This window comes from Micromonospora rubida (genome assembly GCF_009908295.1).
Classification (GTDB): domain Bacteria; phylum Actinomycetota; class Actinomycetes; order Mycobacteriales; family Micromonosporaceae; genus Micromonospora; species Micromonospora rubida.
In genome coordinates this window covers 350,120-368,391 of record NZ_JAAALO010000006.1, presented here as the reverse complement: position 1 = coordinate 368,391, position 18,272 = coordinate 350,120, and the positions used below count along the sequence as shown (strand labels likewise).

Here is an 18,272-nt window from a genome sequence, read left to right as displayed (position 1 = left end):
CGTACGCGTACAGCCGCGCGTGGTGTGGCTAGTCGGTGAGGGCGGCGTGCAGGGCGGTGGGCAGGTCGGGTTGGCGGTAGGTGAAGCCGGATCCGGTGAGCACGCCCGGCAGGACGCGGGTGCTGGTCAGCGCCTCGTGGGCGAAACCGCCGAGCACCACCTTCAACGCCAGCGCCGGGATCGGCACGATCGCGGGGCGGTGCAGCTGGCGGGCCAGCTCCTTGGTGAACTCGGCGTTGGTGACCGGGGCCGGGCCGACCCCGTTGACCGGGCCGGCCACGTCGTCGCGGTCCAGCAGGAACCGCACGGCGTCCAGCCAGTCGGCCATCGAGATCCACGGCAGCCACTGCCGGCCGCTGCCCAGCCGCCCCGCGACGCCCAGCTTGAACGGCAGCAGCTGCGGCTTGAGCAGCCCGCCGTCGCGGTGCAGCGGCAGCCCGGTGCGCAGCCGAATCACCCGCACTCCCGCGTCCTCGGCCGGCCGGGTCGCGGCCTCCCAGACCCGGCAGACGTCGGCCAGGTAGCCCTCGCCCGCCGGGGCGTCCTCCTCGACCACCCGGTCGCCCGTGTTGCCGTACCAGCCGACGGCCGAGGCGTTCAGCAGCACCGCCGGCCGGTCGGCGGTCGGCATGCCGGCGATCGTGATGGCCAGTGTGGTCGTGGTGTCGACCCGGCTGGACCGGATCAGCCGCCGGTACGCGTCGTTCCACCGCTTGTCGCCGACGCCGGCGCCGGCCAGGTTGACCACGGCGTCGGCGTCGGCGACCACCGCCGGGTCGAGCTGCGCGCCGGACGGATTCCACCGTCGCTCGTCGGGGGTGCGCGCCGGCCGCCGGACCAGGCGGGTGATCTGGTGCCCGTCGGCTTTCAGGCGATCGACCAACCGGGTACCGAGGAAGCCGGACGCGCCGGCCATGAGGATGCGCATACCCCCATCTTCGGCTACGCGGCCCCGGTCGGACGCGGTGAGCGGATCTCGATCACAGTGCGGGCCGGGCGGCGCGGCCGGCGCTGACCGGGCCGGGTCGGGTCAGTTGACGGCGGCCGGGCGCAGGTCGGCCAGCAGTCGCTCCACCTCGGCGAAGGCGTCCGCCGGCAGCGGGCCGAGGGCCAGGGTGGCGAAGTTCTCCTCGGCCTGGGCCACGGTTCGGCAGCCGGGGATCGGCACCGCCCGCTCGCTGCGGGCCAGCAACCACCCCAGCGCGCCCTGCGCGAGGGTACGCCCGTCGGCCGTCAGCGCCTCCCGTACCTGCGCGACCCGGGCCACCCACTGCGGCGTCGGCCGCCCGTCGGTGAACCAGACCAGCCACTGCGGTGCCCGCCCGCGCACGTCGTCGGCGCCCCGTGCCGCCGGACTTTCCTGGTAGCGGCCGGTGAGCAGCCCCATCGCGAGCGGCCCCCGGTTGAGGCTGGCCTGGTCCAGCTCGGCGCAGACGGCGAGCATCGCGGCGTTGTCGCTCAGCACCGACTCGTCGTGCTGGACCGTCGCGCAGTGCGGGCCCGCCGCCGCGAACGCCCGCGCCGAGGAGGGGTTGTCGGTGCTCCAGCCGTACGCCCGGATGCTGCCCTGGTCGACCAGGCCCTCCAGCGTGTCGACCAGGTCGAGCGCGGCGGCCGCCGGCAGGTCGTTGATGTGTAGTTGGTACAGGTCGACGTGGTCGGTGCCGAGCCGGCGCAGCGACTCGTGGAGGCTCGCCACCGCGTACGCCGGGGAGGCGTCCGTGCCGGTCCAGGCCCGGGTGGCCTCGTCGGCGCGGTTGCCGAACTTGGTGGCGATCACCGCCTGGTCCCGGCGGCCGGCGAGGGCGCGGCCGAGGACCCGCTCGCTGTGCCCGGCACCGTAGTTGCTGGCCGTGTCGAAGAGGGTCACCCCGAGGTCGAGGGCCCGGTGGATGGTGCGCACCGACTCGTCGTCGTCGACCTCGCCCCAGCCGAACGGCTGCCCGCCGTCGCCCCAGAGGGGGCCGCCGATCGCCCAGCACCCCATCCCGATCGCGCTGACCTCGATGCCGCTGCGGCCCAGTGTCCGTGTCATGGTCATGTGGCGAGCCTCCAACCTGGAGTGCGCTCCAGGTCAAGCGCTATCCTCTGCCGATGTCCGGTTACCCGCCCTCGGAGGCCGCCCGGCGCAGCGGCTTCAGCCTCGACACCCTTCGGTACTACGAGAAGATCGGGCTGCTCAGCGGCATCGGCCGCACCTCCGCCGGCCGTCGGGTGTTCACCGACGAGGACCTGAGCTGGCTGGTGCTGTTCCGCTGCCTGCGCGACACCGGCATGCCGATCGCCGAGATGCGCCGGTACGCCGAGCTGTCCCGGGCGGGCGACCACACGACGGGGGAGCGGCGGGAGCTGCTGGTCCGGCACGCGGAGCGGGTCGAGGAGCAGACGCGCCTGCTCCAGCGCCAGTACGACCACCTCCGCGAGAAGATCAACTTCTACGACCGGCTCGGCTGAGGGTTAGCTGCGTCCCGCACCCGGCTTCGCAGACCCCGCTAGTTCACGGAATTAGTGGCCTCGTCGTCGGTGGGAGGCCACTAATTCCGTGTATTTGCGCGACTGCGTCGGGTTGGCCCTGTGGTGGGGCGGACGCGGGCCCACGCCAGGAACCGGTCGAAGAGCTGCCCCGGCTCCGGGGCGTCGTGCGGGTTGAGGGTGTACAGTTCGTCGGCCGCGTCGTGCAGCAGCCCGGCCAGGTACATCAGGAGCGTCACCCGGGCGTCGGCGTACTCGCGTAGCAGGGTGAGCCGGGCGACCGCGCACGGCCAGGGGGCGGCGCAGGCCCGGCAGAGCCAGAGCGGGCGTAGCGGCAGGTGCTGGCCGGCCCCCGTCACCAGCGACCGCCGTTGTTCCGCCGGATCCGCGCGCCCGGCCCGGCCGACCCGTCCCGCCAGCGGGTGTTGCGCGGCGGCGGGGCCGGCGGCTCGGTGGGCGGGGTCGCGTGCCGGTCCGGGCACGCCGTCCAGCGCAGGCCGCACGAGCACCAGCGCTGCCATCCGCGCCAGGTCCGCCGGTGGCGCGGGCCGAGGGGAATCGGCGTCGCGGAGCGCCGCCGGCCCGGCCACATCACCGCCATCCTTCGGGTACGCGGAACCGCTCCTTGTCGATTGTTGAGCACACGCCTTCCCGCCCTTCCTCGCCGGATCGGTGGGGTGGTGGCACCCGGCCGACCGGGGGAATGGTCGACCGGGTGCGTCCTGCGCAGGACCACCGGCTCCAGGTTGCAGACCAGGGAGCCAGCCGCCACGAACTTATACTTAGTACTCCCCATAGGTCAACCACTGACTACCGCTTACTTGTCAGTAGAAGGAAAGGCGTGATCGAATGGCGGTGCAGACCAGGGAGACCACATGCCCGCCAAACCGAAGTGGGCGCAGCTCGCGGATCTCATCCGCGGGCAGATCGCGTCCGGAGAACTTGCCCCCGGCGACAAGTTGCCGTCCACGGCCCAGTTGTGCAAAGAGCACGGCGTGTCGGCCGGCGTGGTGAACCACGCCATGATCGTGCTCAAGACCGAGGGGCTGGTCGAGGGTGTCCACGGGCTTGGGGTGTTCGTCGCCGAGCGGCCGGCGGGCTGACGACCCCGGTCAGAGGCCGAGCAGGATGGGTGCCGCGTTGATCGCGCCGTGTGTCACGAGCAGTGGCCACATCCGCCGGTACCGGGACCACAGGTAGCCGAGGAAGAGGCCTGTCACGCCCTGGTTGACCGCCACGACCGCCAGGTCGGTCCCGAGTTGTCCGGTGCCCTGGATGCCGACGTGCCAGGCCGCCCAGACCAGCGACGCCAGCACGATGGCCGGCCAGCGGCCCAGGATCGACTCCCACCGACTCTCCACGCTCCACCCCGCGCATGATCGCGCCGGAGTCGTTCCGTAGCTCGCGTTGCGTGATCTCGCGAGAAGCGTGCTCAGCCACGGGAGCATTCTGTCGAAATTGTGCTACGAGGTGCTACGCGGATCGCTCCTGCGGCGTGGCCTCGACCAGTGGCGCGAGGCGCGGAAGCACCGGGGTGAGCGGGTCGAGGGCGTTGGCGCGTACCACGAAGCGGGTGACGCCCCAGCGGCGCTCGTGCTCGGCGACCGCCGCGACGATCTCGTCCTCCGTGCCGATCAGCACGAACGGCGTGGCCAGCAGCTCGGCGACGGTGAGGCCGGTCCGGGCGGCCTGATCGGCGGCGGCGGCCTCCGCGTCGTCGGTCACCAGCACCGTCTGCACCAGCGCCTCCAGGGCTGGCGGCACGTCCCGGCCCGCCGCCCCCTCGGCGACACGGGCGAGCTGCGCCTCGATCTGGTCGGCCCGCCACCGGGCCTCGTGCTGGTGGCCGTCTTCGAGGGTACGGCCGAAGCCGGCCAGCCCGACCACGTCGGCGTGCGCCCCCGCCCAGCGCAACAGCGTCGAGTTGGACGTCCCGACGGTCAGCGGGACGCGTCGCTGCACCGGCCGGGGCGCGGTCAGCCGGGCGGCGTGCACGGTCAGCTCGGGGGAGTCCACGGTCACCTCCTGCCCGTCGAGCAGGGCACGGACCGCCTCCGTGACGGCGAGACAGCGGCGGACCCGGCCGGCCACGTCGGGGCGTTCCCGGCCGACCGCCCGCCACTCGGCCGGGGTGTGGCCGGCGCCGACGCCGAGGCGGGCCCGCCCGCCGGAGACCACATCGAGGGTGGCCACGTCGACGGCGAGCAGCATCGGCTCGCGGACGCCGAGGTTCGACACGTACGAGCCGAGCCCGATCGTCGACGTCACCGATGCGGCGGCGGCCAGCGCCACGAACGGGTTGGCGCAGGAGCCGGGGTGGTCGGCGGAGAGCAGCGCGTCGAAGCCGGCGGCCTCGGCCCGGCGGGCCAGGTCGAGCCAGCTCGCCGCGTCGGTGGGGGTGGACTGGAGGGAGAAGGTCGCCATCGCCCCAGGGTGCGGCGTCCACGCGCGTCGGGCCAGCGCACCGGGCCGGATTCTGCCAACCGGCGAATCAGCCGACCGCCCAGCCGCCCCCGCCCACCGGTCCACTGACCCCACCCCTCCCACCCTCTCCCCGGTTCGCGCCGGTGATCAAGAGGTTTTAGTCACGACACGCCGGACCGGCTGACGGAAACCCCTTGATCAACGGGGCGGGTCGGGTGGGGTGGGGTGTCACCAGGCCGGTGGGGCGAGGCCGAACAGCTCCTCGGCGGTGCCGGCGTCGGCGCGCAGCGCGTTGAGCGCGGCGATGATCGTCCGCTCCTCGAAGCCGAAGTGCGACTCGACGATGGCGGTGAGGCCGTCCAGTTCGGCGAGCACCCGGGCGGCGGCGGCCGGATCGGCAGCAGGCGGGCCGGCGGCCAGGTCCTCGATCCGGCGGACGATGGCGTCGATCATCCGGTGGTCCTGGGCGAGCTTCTCCAGGACCGGCCGCAGCCGTGGCTCCTCCTCGGCGAGCACCCGGAACGCGCCGGCGTCCTCGCCGGTGTGGTGCGCCGTGAGGGCGGAACAGAAGCTGAGGCAGTGAGCCCGCAGGCTGCGCAGCCGGTCGTCGCCGGCCGGCGGGGCGGCGCCGGGTTCGAGGCTCGCCCGCAGTCGGGCCAGCTCCTCGCGGAGCCAGTGGTGGATCTCGATCAACTGGGTGCCGAGCGCCGTGAGGCGGTCGCCCGGCCGGGGGGAAGGGTGCACGTCAGTCCCGTACGTCCCGCGCCTCCATGCCCTCGGCGGTCTCCTTGCCGGGTGCACCGCGACGCTGGCGATGATCCTACCCACCGTGGCCGTCGCGCGCCGACCCAGCGGACCCGGGCCCGGTGCGGTCGGCCGGCGAACCGGTCATCCTCGGCGGGGCCTGCTGCTCCCCGGAGGCGTCCTCGCGCCACCGGGCCCGCCAGGCGGCCTCGCTCGCCTCGTGGCTGTCGCGCTCGCGGATGACCTCCTCATGCAGGGCGAGCCGGCCCTCCGCCATGATGATCACCTCGGCCGCGACCAGGCCCACGCAGATCGCGGTCAACAGCGCCATGGCGGCCAGCCCGGGCAGGCGCGCGCCGACCGGAATGCAGACGGCGAGCACCACGACGGCGGCGACCCGGGTCCAGGAGAGCGTCTGCAGCGTGCGGAACTGGAACAGCATGTTCCCGAACAGGTAGCAGCCCACCCCGCCGAAGAGCAGGGGCACGGCCGGGCCGTGGGCCGCCTCGCTGACGGGCACCCCGGGACTGGTGATCCCGTGCACGATCTCCTCGGCGCCCAGGGCGAACAGGATGATCCCGGCGATCATCGGCAGGTAGAGGTAGGCGAAGGCGTCGCGGGCCAGCGCCGCCCGGGGGCGGCCCTTCGCAACGTGCAGCGCGATCCGGGCGGCCGGCCCGACGACGTCGTAGTGGGCCCACCACAGCGCCGCGGTGAAGAAGATGCCGAGGACGGCGGCGGCGACCGCAGGCCAGGTGGGCGGCTGGCCGAGGAGGTTGCTGCCGACGCCGACCGAGATGACCGACTCGCCCAGCGCGATGATCAGGATGAGGTCGTAGCGTTCCGTCCAGTGCTCCGCCGACTGCACCTGCCACCCGTCGGTGCAGAGGAATCCCGTGGCGTACTGGATCAGCACCGCTGCCAACCAGAGCCCGTCCCGGACCAGGGTCGCCCAGTCCAGGTCGTCGATCGTGGCGGGGATCAGCGCTGCGGCAAGCAGCAGGAGGGTGCTGAGCGCCACCTCCGGGGTGAACCGGAGAAGCTGCCGGCGCTCCTCCGGGCTCTCCCGCCCGGCGTACAGGTAGAGGAGGAACAGGTGCACGCCGCGGAGGACCACGTAGCTGATCGCGACGACCACCGGCCCGGCCGAGCCCTCCCGTGGGTCGTCGAAGGCCTGGGGCAGCGCCAGCGCGAAGCAGAAGAGCGCGGCCATCCCGACGACCATCAGCACCGGGACGAAGCCCTGGCCGAGCCGGATCCGGGCGGCCACCAGGCTGTGCCACACCCAGGCCCACCAGAGCATGGCGAGCACCAGCATGGCGTGCAGCAGGGACGTGCCGGTGATCTCGGCGGCGGTCGCCCGGGTGATGATGAAGAACGAGAAGACGAAGACCAGGTCGAAGAAGACCTCGAACCTGTCGACCCGGGCGCCCGGGGCGATCGCCACGGCGGGGCCGAGCCTCCGCCGCCGGTTGCCGCCCACCCGTCCACTCTCGCAGCGCGCGGCGGGCCCTGGGTCGATTCGGCTCAGCCCGGCGGGGCGGTACTTCGAGGACTACGGCGACGGGCGCCCCGGTCGGTGTGACCGGGACGCCCGTCGGGTGGGACAGCGGGAGCTACAGGCCGAGCTCGGCCTCGAAGTTGCCGGCCTCCAGCCGCTCCTTGACCGCGACCAGGAAGCGGGCCGCGTCCGCGCCGTCGATCAGCCGGTGGTCGTACGACATGGCCAGGTACACCATCGAGCGGACCGCGACGACCTCGCCCAGCTCCGGGTCGTTCACCACGACCGGGCGCTTCACGACGGCACCCGTGCCGAGCATCGCCGACTGCGGCGACGGCACGATCGGGGTGTCGAAGAGCGCGCCCCGGCTGCCGGTGTTGGTCAGCGTGAACGTCGCCCCGGCGATCTCGTCCGGGCTGATCTTGTTGGTCCGGGTGCGCTCCGCCAGGTCGGCGATCCGCTTGGACAGCCCGCCCAGGTTCAGGTCGCCGGCACCGTGGATCACCGGCACCATCAGCCCGCGCTCGGTGTCCACCGCGATGCCGAGGTGCTCGGCCTCCGGGTAGGTGATCGTGCCGGCGTCGAGGTCCATGCTGGCGTTCACGATCGGGTACGCCTGGAGCGCCTCGACCGCCGCGAGGGCGAAGAACGGCAGGAACGACAGCTTCACCCCGTGCCGCTGCTGGAACGAGTCCTTGGCCCGGGCCCGCAGCTTCGCGACCTTGGTGACGTCCACCTCGACCACCGTGGTGAGCTGCGCCATCTCGTGCAGCGACTGCTGCATCCGCTTGGCGATGGTCGCCCGGATCCGGGGCAGCTTCTCGGTGGTGCCGCGCTTCGCGCTCGGCTGCGGCTTCGCGGCCGGCTTGGCCGGGGCCGCCGTGGCGGCCGGCTGCGCCGCCGGGGCCGGGGCTGCCTTCGCCGCCTTGGCCTTCGCCGCCGCCTCCAGCACGTCCTGCTTGCGGATCCGGCCACCCACACCGGTGCCGCTGATCGAGGACAGGTCCACCCCGTGCTCTCCGGCCAGCTTGCGCACCAGCGGGGTCACGTACCCGGCAGCCTCCTCGCCGCCGCCCTCGGCGGGCGCCGACGGGCGCTGCGGGGTGGCGGTCGGGGCCGCGGGCTGGGCCTGCTGCTCGGCCTGCGCCGGCTTGGCCGAGGTCTCGGCCTCCGCCGCCGGCTCGTTGTACGACTGGCCCGGGGTCGGCTCCTGCACCTTCTCAGCCGGGGCGGCCTCAGCCTTCGGCTCCGGCTTCGGCTCGGGCTTGGCCTCTGCCTTCGGCTTGGCCTCCGCCTTCGGCTCGGGCTTCGCCTCGGCCGGGGCGGCACCGGCCGCGCCGATGATCGCCAGGTCGGCGCCGACGGCAGCGGTCTCGTCCTCGGGGACCTTGATCTCCAGCAGGGTGCCGGCGACCGGCGACGGGATCTCCGTGTCGACCTTGTCGGTGGAGACCTCCAGCAGCGGCTCGTCCACCTCGATGGCGTCGCCGACCTGCTTGAGCCAGCGGGTCACCGTACCCTCGGTGACGCTCTCACCCAGGGCCGGCATCTTGACCGGGGTGCCCTCGCCCGACGGGGCCGGGGCAGCCTGAGCAGGGGCGGCCTCGGCCGCCGGCTCCTCGACGGCCGGCTGCTCCGCCTCGGCCTGCGGCTCGGCGGCGGCCTCGGCGGCCTCCTCGGCCGGCTCCTCCTGCTGCGGCGCGGCGGCCTCGCCGCCCGCCGACTCGCCCTCGCCGGCGATGACGGCCAGCTCGCTGCCCACCTCGGCGGTCTCGTCCTCGCCCACCACGATCCGGCTCAGCACGCCCGCCGCCGGGGACGGGATCTCGGTGTCGACCTTGTCGGTCGAGACCTCGAGCAGCGGCTCGTCGACCTCGACGGTGTCGCCCTCCTGCTTGAGCCAGCGAGTGACGGTGCCCTCGGTGACGCTCTCGCCGAGCCGAGGCATGGTGACCGATACCGGCATGTTCTAAGACTCCTTCATTCCCCTGGTGCGATCTCGCCCGTCTGTCGCCGGACGCCGCGGAATCAGTTCTCGATCAGGCGTGCGCGTGCAGCGGCTTGCCGGCGAGGGCGAGGTGCGCCTCGCCCAGGGCCTCGCCCTGGGTCGGGTGGGCGTGCACGAGCTGTGCCACCTCGGCCGGGTAGGCCTCCCAGTTGTAGATGAGCTGCGCCTCACCGACCAGCTCGCCGACCCGGGCGCCGACCATGTGCACGCCGACGACGGGGCCGTCCTCGACCCGCACCAGCTTCACGAAGCCGGCGGTCTTGAGGATCTGGCTCTTGCCGTTGCCGCCCAGGTTGTAGTTGTACGTCTTGACCTTGTCGGCGCCGTACTGCTCCTTGGCCTTCGCCTCGGTGAGGCCGACCGAGGCAAGCTCCGGGTCGCAGTAGGTGACCCGCGGGATGCCGGCCTCGTCGATCACGGCCGGGTTCTGGCCGGCGATCTCCTCGGCGACGAAGATGCCCTGCTGGAAGCCGCGGTGGGCGAGCTGGAGGCCGGGCACGATGTCGCCGACGGCGTACACGTTCGGCACGCCGGTGCGCAGCCGCTCGTCGGTCAGCACGTAGCCGCGGTCGGTCTTGACGCCCTGCTCCTCGTACCCGAGGTCGGCGGTGTTCGGGCCGCGGCCGACGGCGACCAGCAGCAGCTCGGCCTCGACGGTCTCGCCGCCGGCGATGGTGACCTTGACGCCCTTGTCGGTCTTCTCGACCTTCTCGAACGGCTTGCCGACCTTGAAGTTGATCTTCCGCTTGCGGAAGGCCCGCTCCAGCGCCTTCGACGACTCCTCGTCCTCGGCGGCGACCAGCCGGGGCAGCGCCTCGATGATCGTGACGTCCACGCCGAAGGACTTCCACACGCTGGCGAACTCGACGCCGATCACGCCACCGCCCAGCACGATCGCCGAGGAGGGGACCCGGTCGAGATTCAGCGCGTGGTCGCTGGTGATGATCTTCTCGCCGTCGACCTCCAGGCCGGGCAGGCTCTTCGCGTACGAGCCGGAGGCCAGCACGACGTTGCGGCCGGTGTAGCGCTTGCCGTCGACCTCGACGGCGTTCGGGGCGACCAGCTTGCCGTGGCCCTCGACGACGGTGATCGCCTTGTTGCTCTTCAACATGCCCTGGAGGCCCTTGTACAGGCGGGAGATCACCCCGTCCTTGTACGAGTTGACGCCCGCCATGTCGACGCCCACCAGCTCGGCCTTCACGCCGAACTGCTCGGACTCGCGGGTCTGGTCGGCGATCTCGGCGGCGTGCAGCAGGGCCTTCGTCGGGATGCAGCCGTTGTGCAGGCAGGTCCCGCCGAGCTTGCCCTTCTCGACCAGTGCGACCGACAGGTCCAGCTGGGCGGCGCGCAGCGCCGCCGCGTAGCCGCCGCTGCCACCTCCGAGGATGACGATGTCGAAGGTTGCGTCGTTCGGCTCGCTCACGTTCAACTCCCAGTTCGCGTCACTGCATCGGGGGTCACGGCGGGGTGGCACGGACAGTCCCCACCTCGGTCATCTTGTCACCACCGCCTACCGGCCGCGTAGTGAGGTGCCCAACGACACGTCACCGACACGTACGCTTGGCGCCAGCTTCGATGACGGACACAGGGGGAGACGGTCGGTGGCGCTGTTCCGACGACGCAAGCAGGCGCGCCCGGCGGGCCGCGATCGCGCACTCGACCGCGCCGATCTCGAACACCTGGAGAACTTCGTCCGAACCCGTCGGGGTGTCGAGGCGTTCATCGAGCCGCGTACCACCGTCACCGAGACCACCGTGATCCTCATCGCCGATGACGGGGAGTGGACCCGCCGCCGCGTTGACGGCCCCGAGGGCGCCCGCCGCTTCGCCCACAAGCTGGCCATCCCCGTCTACGACGTCCGCCTGATGGGCTACCCACAACGCATGCGCGACTACAACGAACGCCGCAAGCGCCGCCCCCACCACCCCTGACCCCCGCCCCTACGGGCCCCTCTTTCACGGAAAGAGTGGCCATTCCGCGCGGAATGGCCACTCTTTCCGTGAAAGTGCGCGGGGGGGGTCAGCCGTTCGTGGCGACGTCCTCGACCAGGTGGATCAGGGTGCGGACCGGGACTCCGGTGCCGCCCTTGGTCCAGTAGCCGGTCGGCTCGCCCGAGTGGTAGCTCGGGCCGGCGATGTCGATGTGCGCCCAGGCCACCTCGTCGGTGACGAACTCGCGCAGGAACACGCCGCCCTGGAGCATGTGACCCGCCCGGTCCATGCCGGCGTTGACCTGCGAGATGTCGGCGACGTCGGAGTCCATGCCCTTGCGCACCTCGTCGGGCAGCGGCATCGGCCAGGCCGGCTCGCCGACCGCGTCGCCGGCCACCCGGACCCGCTCGCACAGCTCCGGGCTGCCCATCACGCCGGCGATCCGCTTGCCCAGCGAGATCACCTGACCGCCGGTCAGGGTGGAGGTCTCGAACAGGTAGTCGGCGCCGTCCTCGCAGGCCCGGGCGAGGGCGTCACCCAGGACCATCCGGCCCTCGGCGTCGGTGTTGAGCACCTCCACCTTCTTGCCGTTGTACATGGTGATCACGTCGCCCGGCCGGTAGCTCGTGCCCGACGGCATGTTCTCGGCCATCGGCAGGTACCCGGTCACCGTGACCGCCGGCTTGAGCGCGGCGATCGCCAGCATGGCCGCGCCGACCGCAGCCGCGCCACCCATGTCGGACTTCATCTCCCACATGCCCTGGGCCGGCTTGATCGAGATGCCGCCGGTGTCGAAGGTGATGCCCTTGCCGACCAGCGCCACCCGCTTGCCGGTGCCGCCACCCTCCGGCGTGTAGGTCAGCTTGACCAGGCGCGGCGGGGCCTCGGAACCCTGGCCGACGGCGATGATGCCGCCGTAGCCGCCGGCCGCCAGGGCCTCCTCGTCGAGCACCTCGACGCCCAGCCCGGCCGCCCGCGCGGCCTCGGCCACCACGTCGGCGAACTCCGGCGGACGCAGCATGTTCGGGGCGGTGTTCACCCAGTCCCGGGTCAGCCGGACCGCGCCGGCCACCGCCTGCGCCCGCTCGACCTCCGCCCGGGCGGTCGCGTCGCCGGCCTCCGGGACGGCGATCAGCACCTCGGCCACCGGCTCCCGCCGGGCCGGCTGCGGCCGGGTCTTGTACCCGGCGAAGCGGTACGAGCCGAGCAGCGCGCCCTCGGCGACCGCGCGCAGCGCGGCGGGGGCGTCGGCGTCGTCGGGCAGCGGCAGGGTCAGCGCCACCCGGCGCGCCCCGGCCAGGGCCCGGACCACCGAGCCGGCGGCCCGGCGCAGCGTCTCCGGCGCCGGGGCGGCACCGGTCGGCTCCGCGCCGAGCCCGACCGCGGCGACGATCGGGGCGGTGACGGTGCCCAGGGTGGCCAGCTTGATCACCTCGCCCGGGGCGCCGGTCGCGCCGAGCAGCGCCAGCGTCTCGGTCAGCTTGCCGTCAAAGGCGGCGGCGATGCTCTCGGCGCCGCTGGCGAGCAGCAGGGCGCCGGCCGGACCGGCGACGTCCTGCTCTCCCGTCTGGCTGTGCAGGCCGATCACGATCGCGTCGACGGCGAGCTCGGCGGGGTCGGTGTCGACCAGGCTGATGGTGGTGCTGGGCGATGTCACTGAAGCTACTCCGGGCGGGCCGGGCCGGTCGCGTCGTCGCGTACCGGCGATGAAGGTCTCCGGCGTAACCTACCGCCGGACGATTGGCTGTCCCACCGAACTGCTTCGGCGGGCTCCCGCCGATGCTAACCAGACGTTCAGGCACCGGTAAGTTGCCACCCATGACCGACGTGACCTCCGACGCCGCCGCGACCCGGCTGCGTCATTCCCCGTTGCACGGGCGGCACACCGCCCTCGGCGCCAAGTTCGCCCCGTTCGGTGGCTGGGAGATGCCGCTGGAGTACACCGGCGGCGGAGTGCTCAAGGAACACGCGGCGGTCCGTACCGGGGTCGGGGTGTTCGACGTGTCGCACCTGGGCAAGGCCCGGGTGGTCGGGCCCGGGGCGGCGGACTTCGTCAACGCCTGCCTCAGCAACGACCTCGGCCGGATCGGCCCCGGCCAGGCGCAGTACACGCTCTGCTGCGACGACGCGACGGGCGGCGTGGTCGACGACATCATCGCCTACCTGCACGCCGAGGACCACGTCTTCCTGATCCCGAACGCCGCGAACACGGCCGAGGTGGTGCGCCGCCTGCGGGCCGCCGCGCCGCAGGGGCTGGTCGTCACCGACGAGCACGAGGCGTACGCGGTGCTGGCCGTGCAGGGGCCGCGCTCGGGGGAGCTGCTCGACGCGCTGGGCCTGCCCACCGACCACGGCTACATGAGCTTCCGCGCCGCCACCCTGGCCGGCGCCGACCTGGTGGTGTGCCGCACCGGCTACACAGGTGAGCTGGGCTACGAGCTGGTGGTGCCGGCCGAGCACGCCGTCGCGGTCTGGGACGCCATCTTCGCCGCGGGCCAGGCGTACGAGCTGCGGGCCTGCGGGCTGGCGGCGCGGGACACCCTGCGCACCGAGATGGGGTACCCGCTGCACGGGCAGGACCTGTCGCCGGAGATCACCCCGGTGCAGGGGCGCTCGGGCTGGGCGGTCGGCTGGGACAAGCCGGCGTTCTGGGGCCGCGACGCGCTGCGCGCCGAGAAGGCCGCCGGGCCGGCGCGTACGCTGCGCGGCCTGGAGGCGGTCGACCGGGCCATCCCGCGCCCCGGCATGGCGGTGTACGCCGGCGACACGCAGGTCGGCACGGTGACCAGCGGCACGTTCTCGCCGACCCGCAAGCAGGGCATCGCCCTGGCCCTGCTCGACACGTCCGCCGCCCTCGCCGACGGCGACACGGTGGAGGTCGACATCCGCGGCCGCCGCACCCCCATGCGCCTCACCCGCCCGCCTTTCGTAACCCCCTCGGTCCGCTGACCCCTCGCCCGGCCCCGCCTGCCCCCTCGCCCGGCCCCGCCCGGGCGCCGTTGCTCAGGGGAGGGCGGGGCGGTCGTCGGTGTCCAGGACCGCCTGGGTCCAGCCGCCCTCCGTCACGCCGGTGCCGTCGAGGATCGCCCAGTCGACCACGTCCGTCGCCTCGATCGTCACGGGGGAGCCGATGCGGACCGTGGGGTCGGTGTCGGCGTCGGTGACGCTGGCCCCGACGATCCGCTCCGGGGACTCCCACGAGGTCACCGCCGCCCAGACGTACTCGGGGCCCTCGTCGGCCGGCAGGCCGTACTTGACCACGAGCTGTGACTCGCCGGGCAGCCCGTCGGCCAGGAACCGGGCCCGGATGTCGTCCAGGCCGGCCCGGGCGGTGGCGATCGCCGCGCTCATCGCGTCGCCCCGGCGGGCGTAGCGCACGTCCGGCTGGATGCCGTCGAACAGGGTGGCGCAGGCCGCCGCGAAGTATCTTCCCGCCGGCCCCGGGTGCCCCGTCGGCGGGCGCAGGCTCAGGAACGAGTCGGCCTCCGGGTCCGTGGCCGGGTCCAGCTCCAGCCGGAGCAGCACCGGCGCGGTCGCCCCGTGCTGCTCCGGATTGCCGTACGCCACCGCGATGTCGTGCCCGGTGATCGTGGCGAGCACCGGAAGCTGCACGAACGCCGGCACGTCCTCGCCGGCCAGCCCGTCGGTCCAGTCCCGCAGCAGCCGCCGGGCCGCCCCGGTCATCACCGCGCCCCAGGCCCGGGTGAGATGGTCGGGCACCCCCTGGGTCTGCAACTCCAGCAGCCCGAACCGGCGCAGCCCCTTGGTGGTGAACCACAGCCCGTCGGCGTCCGAGGAGTACGGCACCAGCACCCAGTCGACCAGCCGGATCCGGCCCTGGTCGTCGGGCAGCGAACGCAGCGCCGCCGCCGGGTCGAGGAACTGGAGCCCGAAGACGTCCACCACGTCGCCGCCGACGCTCTCGGCGACCGCGGCGGCCACCGCCCGGGCCGCCCACTCGTGCGCGGGCGGCCAGCCCGGCCGGTACTCCGCCTGCACCACCACCAGGTGGGTGGCCGCGGCGAGCCGGTCGAGCTGCTCCCCGGTCGCCCCGAACGCGGTGAGCAGGTCCGGCGGCAGCGCGGGGAACTCGGCGATCGGCCGGGTGTCCACGCTCATCAGCGGGCTGTCCAGCATCTGGGCGGCCAGCCCGTACACCGGCTCGGCGAGCCGGCCGGCCAGCGCCCGCACGGCGGTCTTCGCGCTGACCCTCGGCAGCCCCGCCATCGGCACCAGGTAGGTGGCGCTGAGTGACTCGGGGACCGGGACGGGCATGAAGTCGTCGGTGATGAGCATGTGGGTCTCCCGTTTCCCCGTGCCGGCCTGTCGCCCGAACGCTACCCGGCCCGGAGGGCCCGGATCAGCGGGTCAGCACCAGACCGAGGTAGACCAGCGTGGTGACGAGCTCCACGACAGCACCGAGCACGTCGCCGGTGATCCCGCCGAGGCGGCGTACCACGTGGCGCAGCAGCGCGACCGCGACGGCGACGGCGGCGAGCACGACGAGCGGCCCCTGCCATGGGCGGCCCGGCACGGCGGCTACCGCGACGACCGCGACGGCGGCCGTGCCGAGCGCCGCCGCGACCGGGCCGACGGTGCCGGCGACCAGCGCGCCCAGCCCGTCCGGCCGGGCCGCCGGCACCCCGCGCCGGCAGGCCAGGGTGACCCCGAGCCGGCCGGCCGCCGTCGCCGTCACCACCGCCGCGAGTGCCGCCGGCCACGACCGGCCCGCCAGCTCCGCGAGTGCCGCCGCCTGCACCAGCAGTACGACCACCAGCGCGGCCACCCCGAACGGGCCGACGTCCGGCTTCTTCATGATCTCCAGCGCCGCCGCCCCGCGCCGGTACGACCCGAGGGCGTCCACGGTGTCGGCCAGCCCGTCCAGGTGCAGCCCCCGGGTGAGCAGGGCGCCCACCGCGACCGTCACCCCCGCCGCGACCAGCGGTGCGGCGGCGGCGGCGAGGAGCAGCAGAGTCCCGGCCAGCACCGTCCCGAGGAGCGCGCCGACCGCCGGGGCCAGCGCCATCGCGGCGCCCGCCGTGGCCCGGTCGACCCGGCCGGGGCGTACCGGCAGGACGGTGAACGTGGTGAGCGCGAGCCGGACGCCGTCGGCGAGCCCTCGCCCGGTGTGCCCGGCGTGCCCGGCCGGCCCGGCGTGCCCGGCCCGGTCGTCGGGTTCAGCCGGCACGCCAGCCGGCCGGGTCCGGCTGGGCCGGCTGGTCCGGTCCGGTGGTGGCGGAGCCGGTGATGGCGGAGCCGGTGGTGGCCGGTCCGGGTTCGCTCGGGCTGGGGGCGGCCGGGCTGGGGGTGGTCGGTCCGGGGCCGGCCGGCTCCGGCTCGCGGAAGTCGGGCTCCCCGTCGCCCGGGCCCTGCCCGCCGTCGCCCTCGCGGCCGGGCTCGTCGCCGCCGGGGCCGGGGTGGGTGGGCTCCGGGCGGGTGGGCAGCGCGGCGGCCAGCGACAGCACCGAGCGCAGCAGCGGCAGCGCGGCCAGCGCGTTGGCGCCCTCGCCCAGGTCGAGGCGCAGGTCCAGCAGCGGGGTCAGCCCCAGCACGTCGGCGGCGAGCCGGACCGCCGGGTGGCCACCGCAGTCGGCGAGCAGGCACCAGTGTCGGGCCTGCCCGGCCAGGTCCCGGCTGACCATGCCGGCGGCCAGGCCGACCGGGCCGTCCAGCAGCACCGGGATCCGGCGGGCGGTCGCGCCGAGCAGCACGCCGGTGGCCACCGCGATGTCCCCGCCGCCCAGCTCGGCCAGCACGTCCTTGGCGTTGCGGGGGGAGCGCCGGGTCCGGTGCATCGCGTCCCGGACCGCCGCGCAGCGCCGCATCCAGGCCGCGTCGTCGATCTCGCCGCTCGCCGTCACCACCCGGCCGAGCACGGCCGGCGGCTCCGCGCCGGCGGTCGCCGCGAGCACCGCCGCCGCTGCGGCGTCGGCCCCGGCCCCGCAGGACGCCAACACCAGTAGCTGTACGCCCGCGTCGGCGGCCTCCTCGGCCAGCCGCCAGCCGTGCCGCAGGGCCTTCTCCACCGTTTCGTGGTCCAGCGCCGCAACGCCCTCCATCGGCTCGGCGGTCGGCGCGTCCACCACCTGGAGGCCGGCGCCGCTCTCGGCGGCCAGCCGGGCCAGCACGCCCTGGCCGGCGCGGGCCTGCGCGGCCCGCCGGGCCGACTCGCCGGGCACGGAGCCGGCGGCGGCGCCCCCGGCATGGTCGCCGTGCAGCAGCAGCACCCGCACGGTGCCCCAGGGCGCCGGGGTGGCGGTGCCCTGGGTGGCGGCGGCGAAGCCGACCACCCGTTCCAGCACGCCCAGCCCGGCGCCGGGCACGTCCAGGGTGGCGAGCCGCTCCGTCGCCTGCGGCCCGGAGTACTCGTCGGGCATGGGCAGTTCCATGCCGGCCTGGATGACCAGCCCCGTGGCGACCACCGGCAGCGCCATGGTGGGCGCCGACCACGGCACGCCGGCCGGTTCCGGCGGGGCGGTCGGGGCGAGCACGTCCGGCAGAGCGGCCCCCCGCTCGCCGTCGTCGGGCCGCGCGGCGGCCGGTTCCGAACGCGCGGACGCGTCCGCGGTCCCCGTCACCGGCGCGGCCTGGGCACCCTGGCCGGCCTGTGCCGGGACGGTGGCGGTGGTGGCGCGCGGGACGGCGGAGGGCTTCAACCAGCACGCCTGGCCGGCGACCACCAGGACCACCGCGTCGCAGGCGTCGGCGACCGCCCGGTTGGCCGCCCCGAGGGCATCGGTGAACGCCCGGCCCAGCGGGGTGGTCGGCACCAGCGACAGCCCCACCTCGGGGCTGACCAGCACCACCCGTGCCGGGCAGTCGCGGAGCGCCGTGGCCAGCTCGGCGATGGTCGCCGTGTCGTCCGCCGGCTGGTGGGCCGGGTCGAGCAGCACCGTCACCCAGCCGCCGAGGTCGTCGACGAGCAGCGTGTCGTTCGGCCCGGCCGAGGAGACGACATCGGCCAGCCGGCGCGGGTCGACTGCGGTCTCCTCGGTGGTCCAGCTCCCCGGGCGACGGCTCCGGTGCGCCTCCAGGCGAGCCGTCCACTCGGCGTCCTCCGGGTCGCCGGGCGCCGACGTCGCCACATAGCGCACCGTGGGCGCGTCGGCTACCAGCGACTCCGCGAACTCGGACTTGCCGGAGCGGATACCGCCGAGCACCAGGACCGTGTTCCACCCGTCAACGGACATGC

General features: G+C 74.3%; 17 protein-coding genes. 4 read left to right on the top strand and 13 right to left on the bottom strand.

Annotated elements, in window-relative coordinates; genetic code table 11:
• Positions 1-28 precede the first annotated feature (28 nt).
• Both GVV04_RS23505 and GVV04_RS23500 read right to left on the bottom strand, forming a co-directional pair.
• Positions 29-928: a TIGR01777 family oxidoreductase gene (locus GVV04_RS23505; RefSeq protein WP_161690441.1), complete on the bottom strand. Its 900-nt coding sequence runs from the start codon at positions 926-928 to the stop codon at positions 29-31.
• A 102-nt stretch (positions 929-1,030) separates the two neighbouring features.
• The gene (locus GVV04_RS23500) at positions 1,031-2,041 is read right to left on the bottom strand and encodes an aldo/keto reductase (RefSeq protein ID WP_161690439.1); all 1,011 of its coding nucleotides are present in this window, start codon (positions 2,039-2,041) and stop codon (positions 1,031-1,033) included.
• A 53-nt stretch (positions 2,042-2,094) separates the two neighbouring features.
• Here GVV04_RS23500 and GVV04_RS23495 point away from each other — a divergent pair, with 53 nt between their 5' ends.
• The gene (locus tag GVV04_RS23495; protein WP_161690437.1) at positions 2,095-2,454 is read left to right on the top strand and encodes a MerR family transcriptional regulator; all 360 of its coding nucleotides are present in this window, start codon (positions 2,095-2,097) and stop codon (positions 2,452-2,454) included.
• An 80-nt stretch (positions 2,455-2,534) separates the two neighbouring features.
• On the opposite strand, the gene GVV04_RS23490 is transcribed toward GVV04_RS23495, so the two are convergent.
• Entirely contained in the window at positions 2,535-2,834 is a 300-nt protein-coding gene (locus GVV04_RS23490) for a hypothetical protein (RefSeq protein ID WP_201754058.1), read from the bottom strand.
• Positions 2,835-3,347: 513 nt separating this feature from the next.
• On the opposite strand from GVV04_RS23490, the gene GVV04_RS23485 reads away from it, so the two are divergent.
• Entirely contained in the window at positions 3,348-3,575 is a 228-nt protein-coding gene (locus GVV04_RS23485) for a GntR family transcriptional regulator (protein ID WP_161690435.1), read from the top strand.
• A 9-nt stretch (positions 3,576-3,584) separates the two neighbouring features.
• Here GVV04_RS23485 and GVV04_RS23480 read toward each other — a convergent pair whose 3' ends face one another.
• The 6 genes from GVV04_RS23480 to lpdA form a co-directional block, all read right to left on the bottom strand.
• Positions 3,585-3,833, bottom strand: a complete 249-nt coding sequence (locus GVV04_RS23480; RefSeq protein ID WP_328822528.1) for a CPBP family intramembrane glutamic endopeptidase — start codon at positions 3,831-3,833, stop codon at positions 3,585-3,587.
• A 112-nt stretch (positions 3,834-3,945) separates the two neighbouring features.
• A complete protein-coding gene (locus GVV04_RS23475) occupies positions 3,946-4,896 on the bottom strand; it encodes an LLM class flavin-dependent oxidoreductase (protein WP_161690431.1) in 951 nt (316 codons plus the stop codon).
• A gap of 228 nt (positions 4,897-5,124) precedes the next feature.
• Entirely contained in the window at positions 5,125-5,640 is a 516-nt protein-coding gene (locus GVV04_RS23470) for a hemerythrin domain-containing protein (RefSeq protein WP_161690429.1), read from the bottom strand.
• A 76-nt stretch (positions 5,641-5,716) separates the two neighbouring features.
• The gene (locus tag GVV04_RS23465) at positions 5,717-7,123 is read right to left on the bottom strand and encodes a low temperature requirement protein A (protein ID WP_161690427.1); all 1,407 of its coding nucleotides are present in this window, start codon (positions 7,121-7,123) and stop codon (positions 5,717-5,719) included.
• Positions 7,124-7,256: 133 nt separating this feature from the next.
• On the bottom strand, positions 7,257-9,107 hold the full coding sequence (gene sucB, locus GVV04_RS23460) for a 2-oxoglutarate dehydrogenase, E2 component, dihydrolipoamide succinyltransferase (protein WP_161690425.1): 1,851 nt from the start codon (positions 9,105-9,107) through the stop codon (positions 7,257-7,259).
• A gap of 73 nt (positions 9,108-9,180) precedes the next feature.
• Positions 9,181-10,572: a dihydrolipoyl dehydrogenase gene (gene lpdA, locus GVV04_RS23455; RefSeq protein WP_161690423.1), complete on the bottom strand. Its 1,392-nt coding sequence runs from the start codon at positions 10,570-10,572 to the stop codon at positions 9,181-9,183.
• A 178-nt stretch (positions 10,573-10,750) separates the two neighbouring features.
• Between lpdA and GVV04_RS23450 the strand changes: the two genes are divergently transcribed.
• Positions 10,751-11,080 (top strand): hypothetical protein, encoded by a 330-nt coding sequence (locus GVV04_RS23450; RefSeq protein WP_161690422.1) that lies wholly within the window; start codon positions 10,751-10,753, stop codon positions 11,078-11,080.
• A gap of 88 nt (positions 11,081-11,168) precedes the next feature.
• Here the strand turns inward: GVV04_RS23450 and GVV04_RS23445 are convergent, their stop codons facing one another.
• The gene (locus GVV04_RS23445; RefSeq protein ID WP_161690420.1) at positions 11,169-12,737 is read right to left on the bottom strand and encodes a leucyl aminopeptidase; all 1,569 of its coding nucleotides are present in this window, start codon (positions 12,735-12,737) and stop codon (positions 11,169-11,171) included.
• Between the two features lie 161 nt (positions 12,738-12,898).
• Between GVV04_RS23445 and gcvT the strand changes: the two genes are divergently transcribed.
• Entirely contained in the window at positions 12,899-14,029 is a 1,131-nt protein-coding gene (gene gcvT / locus GVV04_RS23440) for a glycine cleavage system aminomethyltransferase GcvT (protein ID WP_161690418.1), read from the top strand.
• 54 nt (positions 14,030-14,083) lie between these two features.
• Here the strand turns inward: gcvT and GVV04_RS23435 are convergent, their stop codons facing one another.
• From GVV04_RS23435 to GVV04_RS23425, 3 genes are all read right to left on the bottom strand, one after another.
• The gene (locus GVV04_RS23435; RefSeq protein ID WP_161690416.1) at positions 14,084-15,376 is read right to left on the bottom strand and encodes a DUF2314 domain-containing protein; all 1,293 of its coding nucleotides are present in this window, start codon (positions 15,374-15,376) and stop codon (positions 14,084-14,086) included.
• A 64-nt stretch (positions 15,377-15,440) separates the two neighbouring features.
• Positions 15,441-16,268 carry an adenosylcobinamide-GDP ribazoletransferase gene (locus GVV04_RS23430; RefSeq protein WP_161690414.1) on the bottom strand — a complete coding sequence of 276 codons (828 nt, stop codon included), beginning with the start codon at positions 16,266-16,268 and terminating at the stop codon, positions 15,441-15,443.
• Complete coding sequence (locus tag GVV04_RS23425; RefSeq protein ID WP_161690412.1) at positions 16,258-18,270, bottom strand: bifunctional adenosylcobinamide kinase/adenosylcobinamide-phosphate guanylyltransferase; 2,013 nt, start codon at positions 18,268-18,270, stop codon at positions 16,258-16,260. Before GVV04_RS23425 ends, GVV04_RS23430 begins: the two co-directional genes overlap by 11 nt.
• Positions 18,271-18,272: the final 2 nt, after the last annotated feature.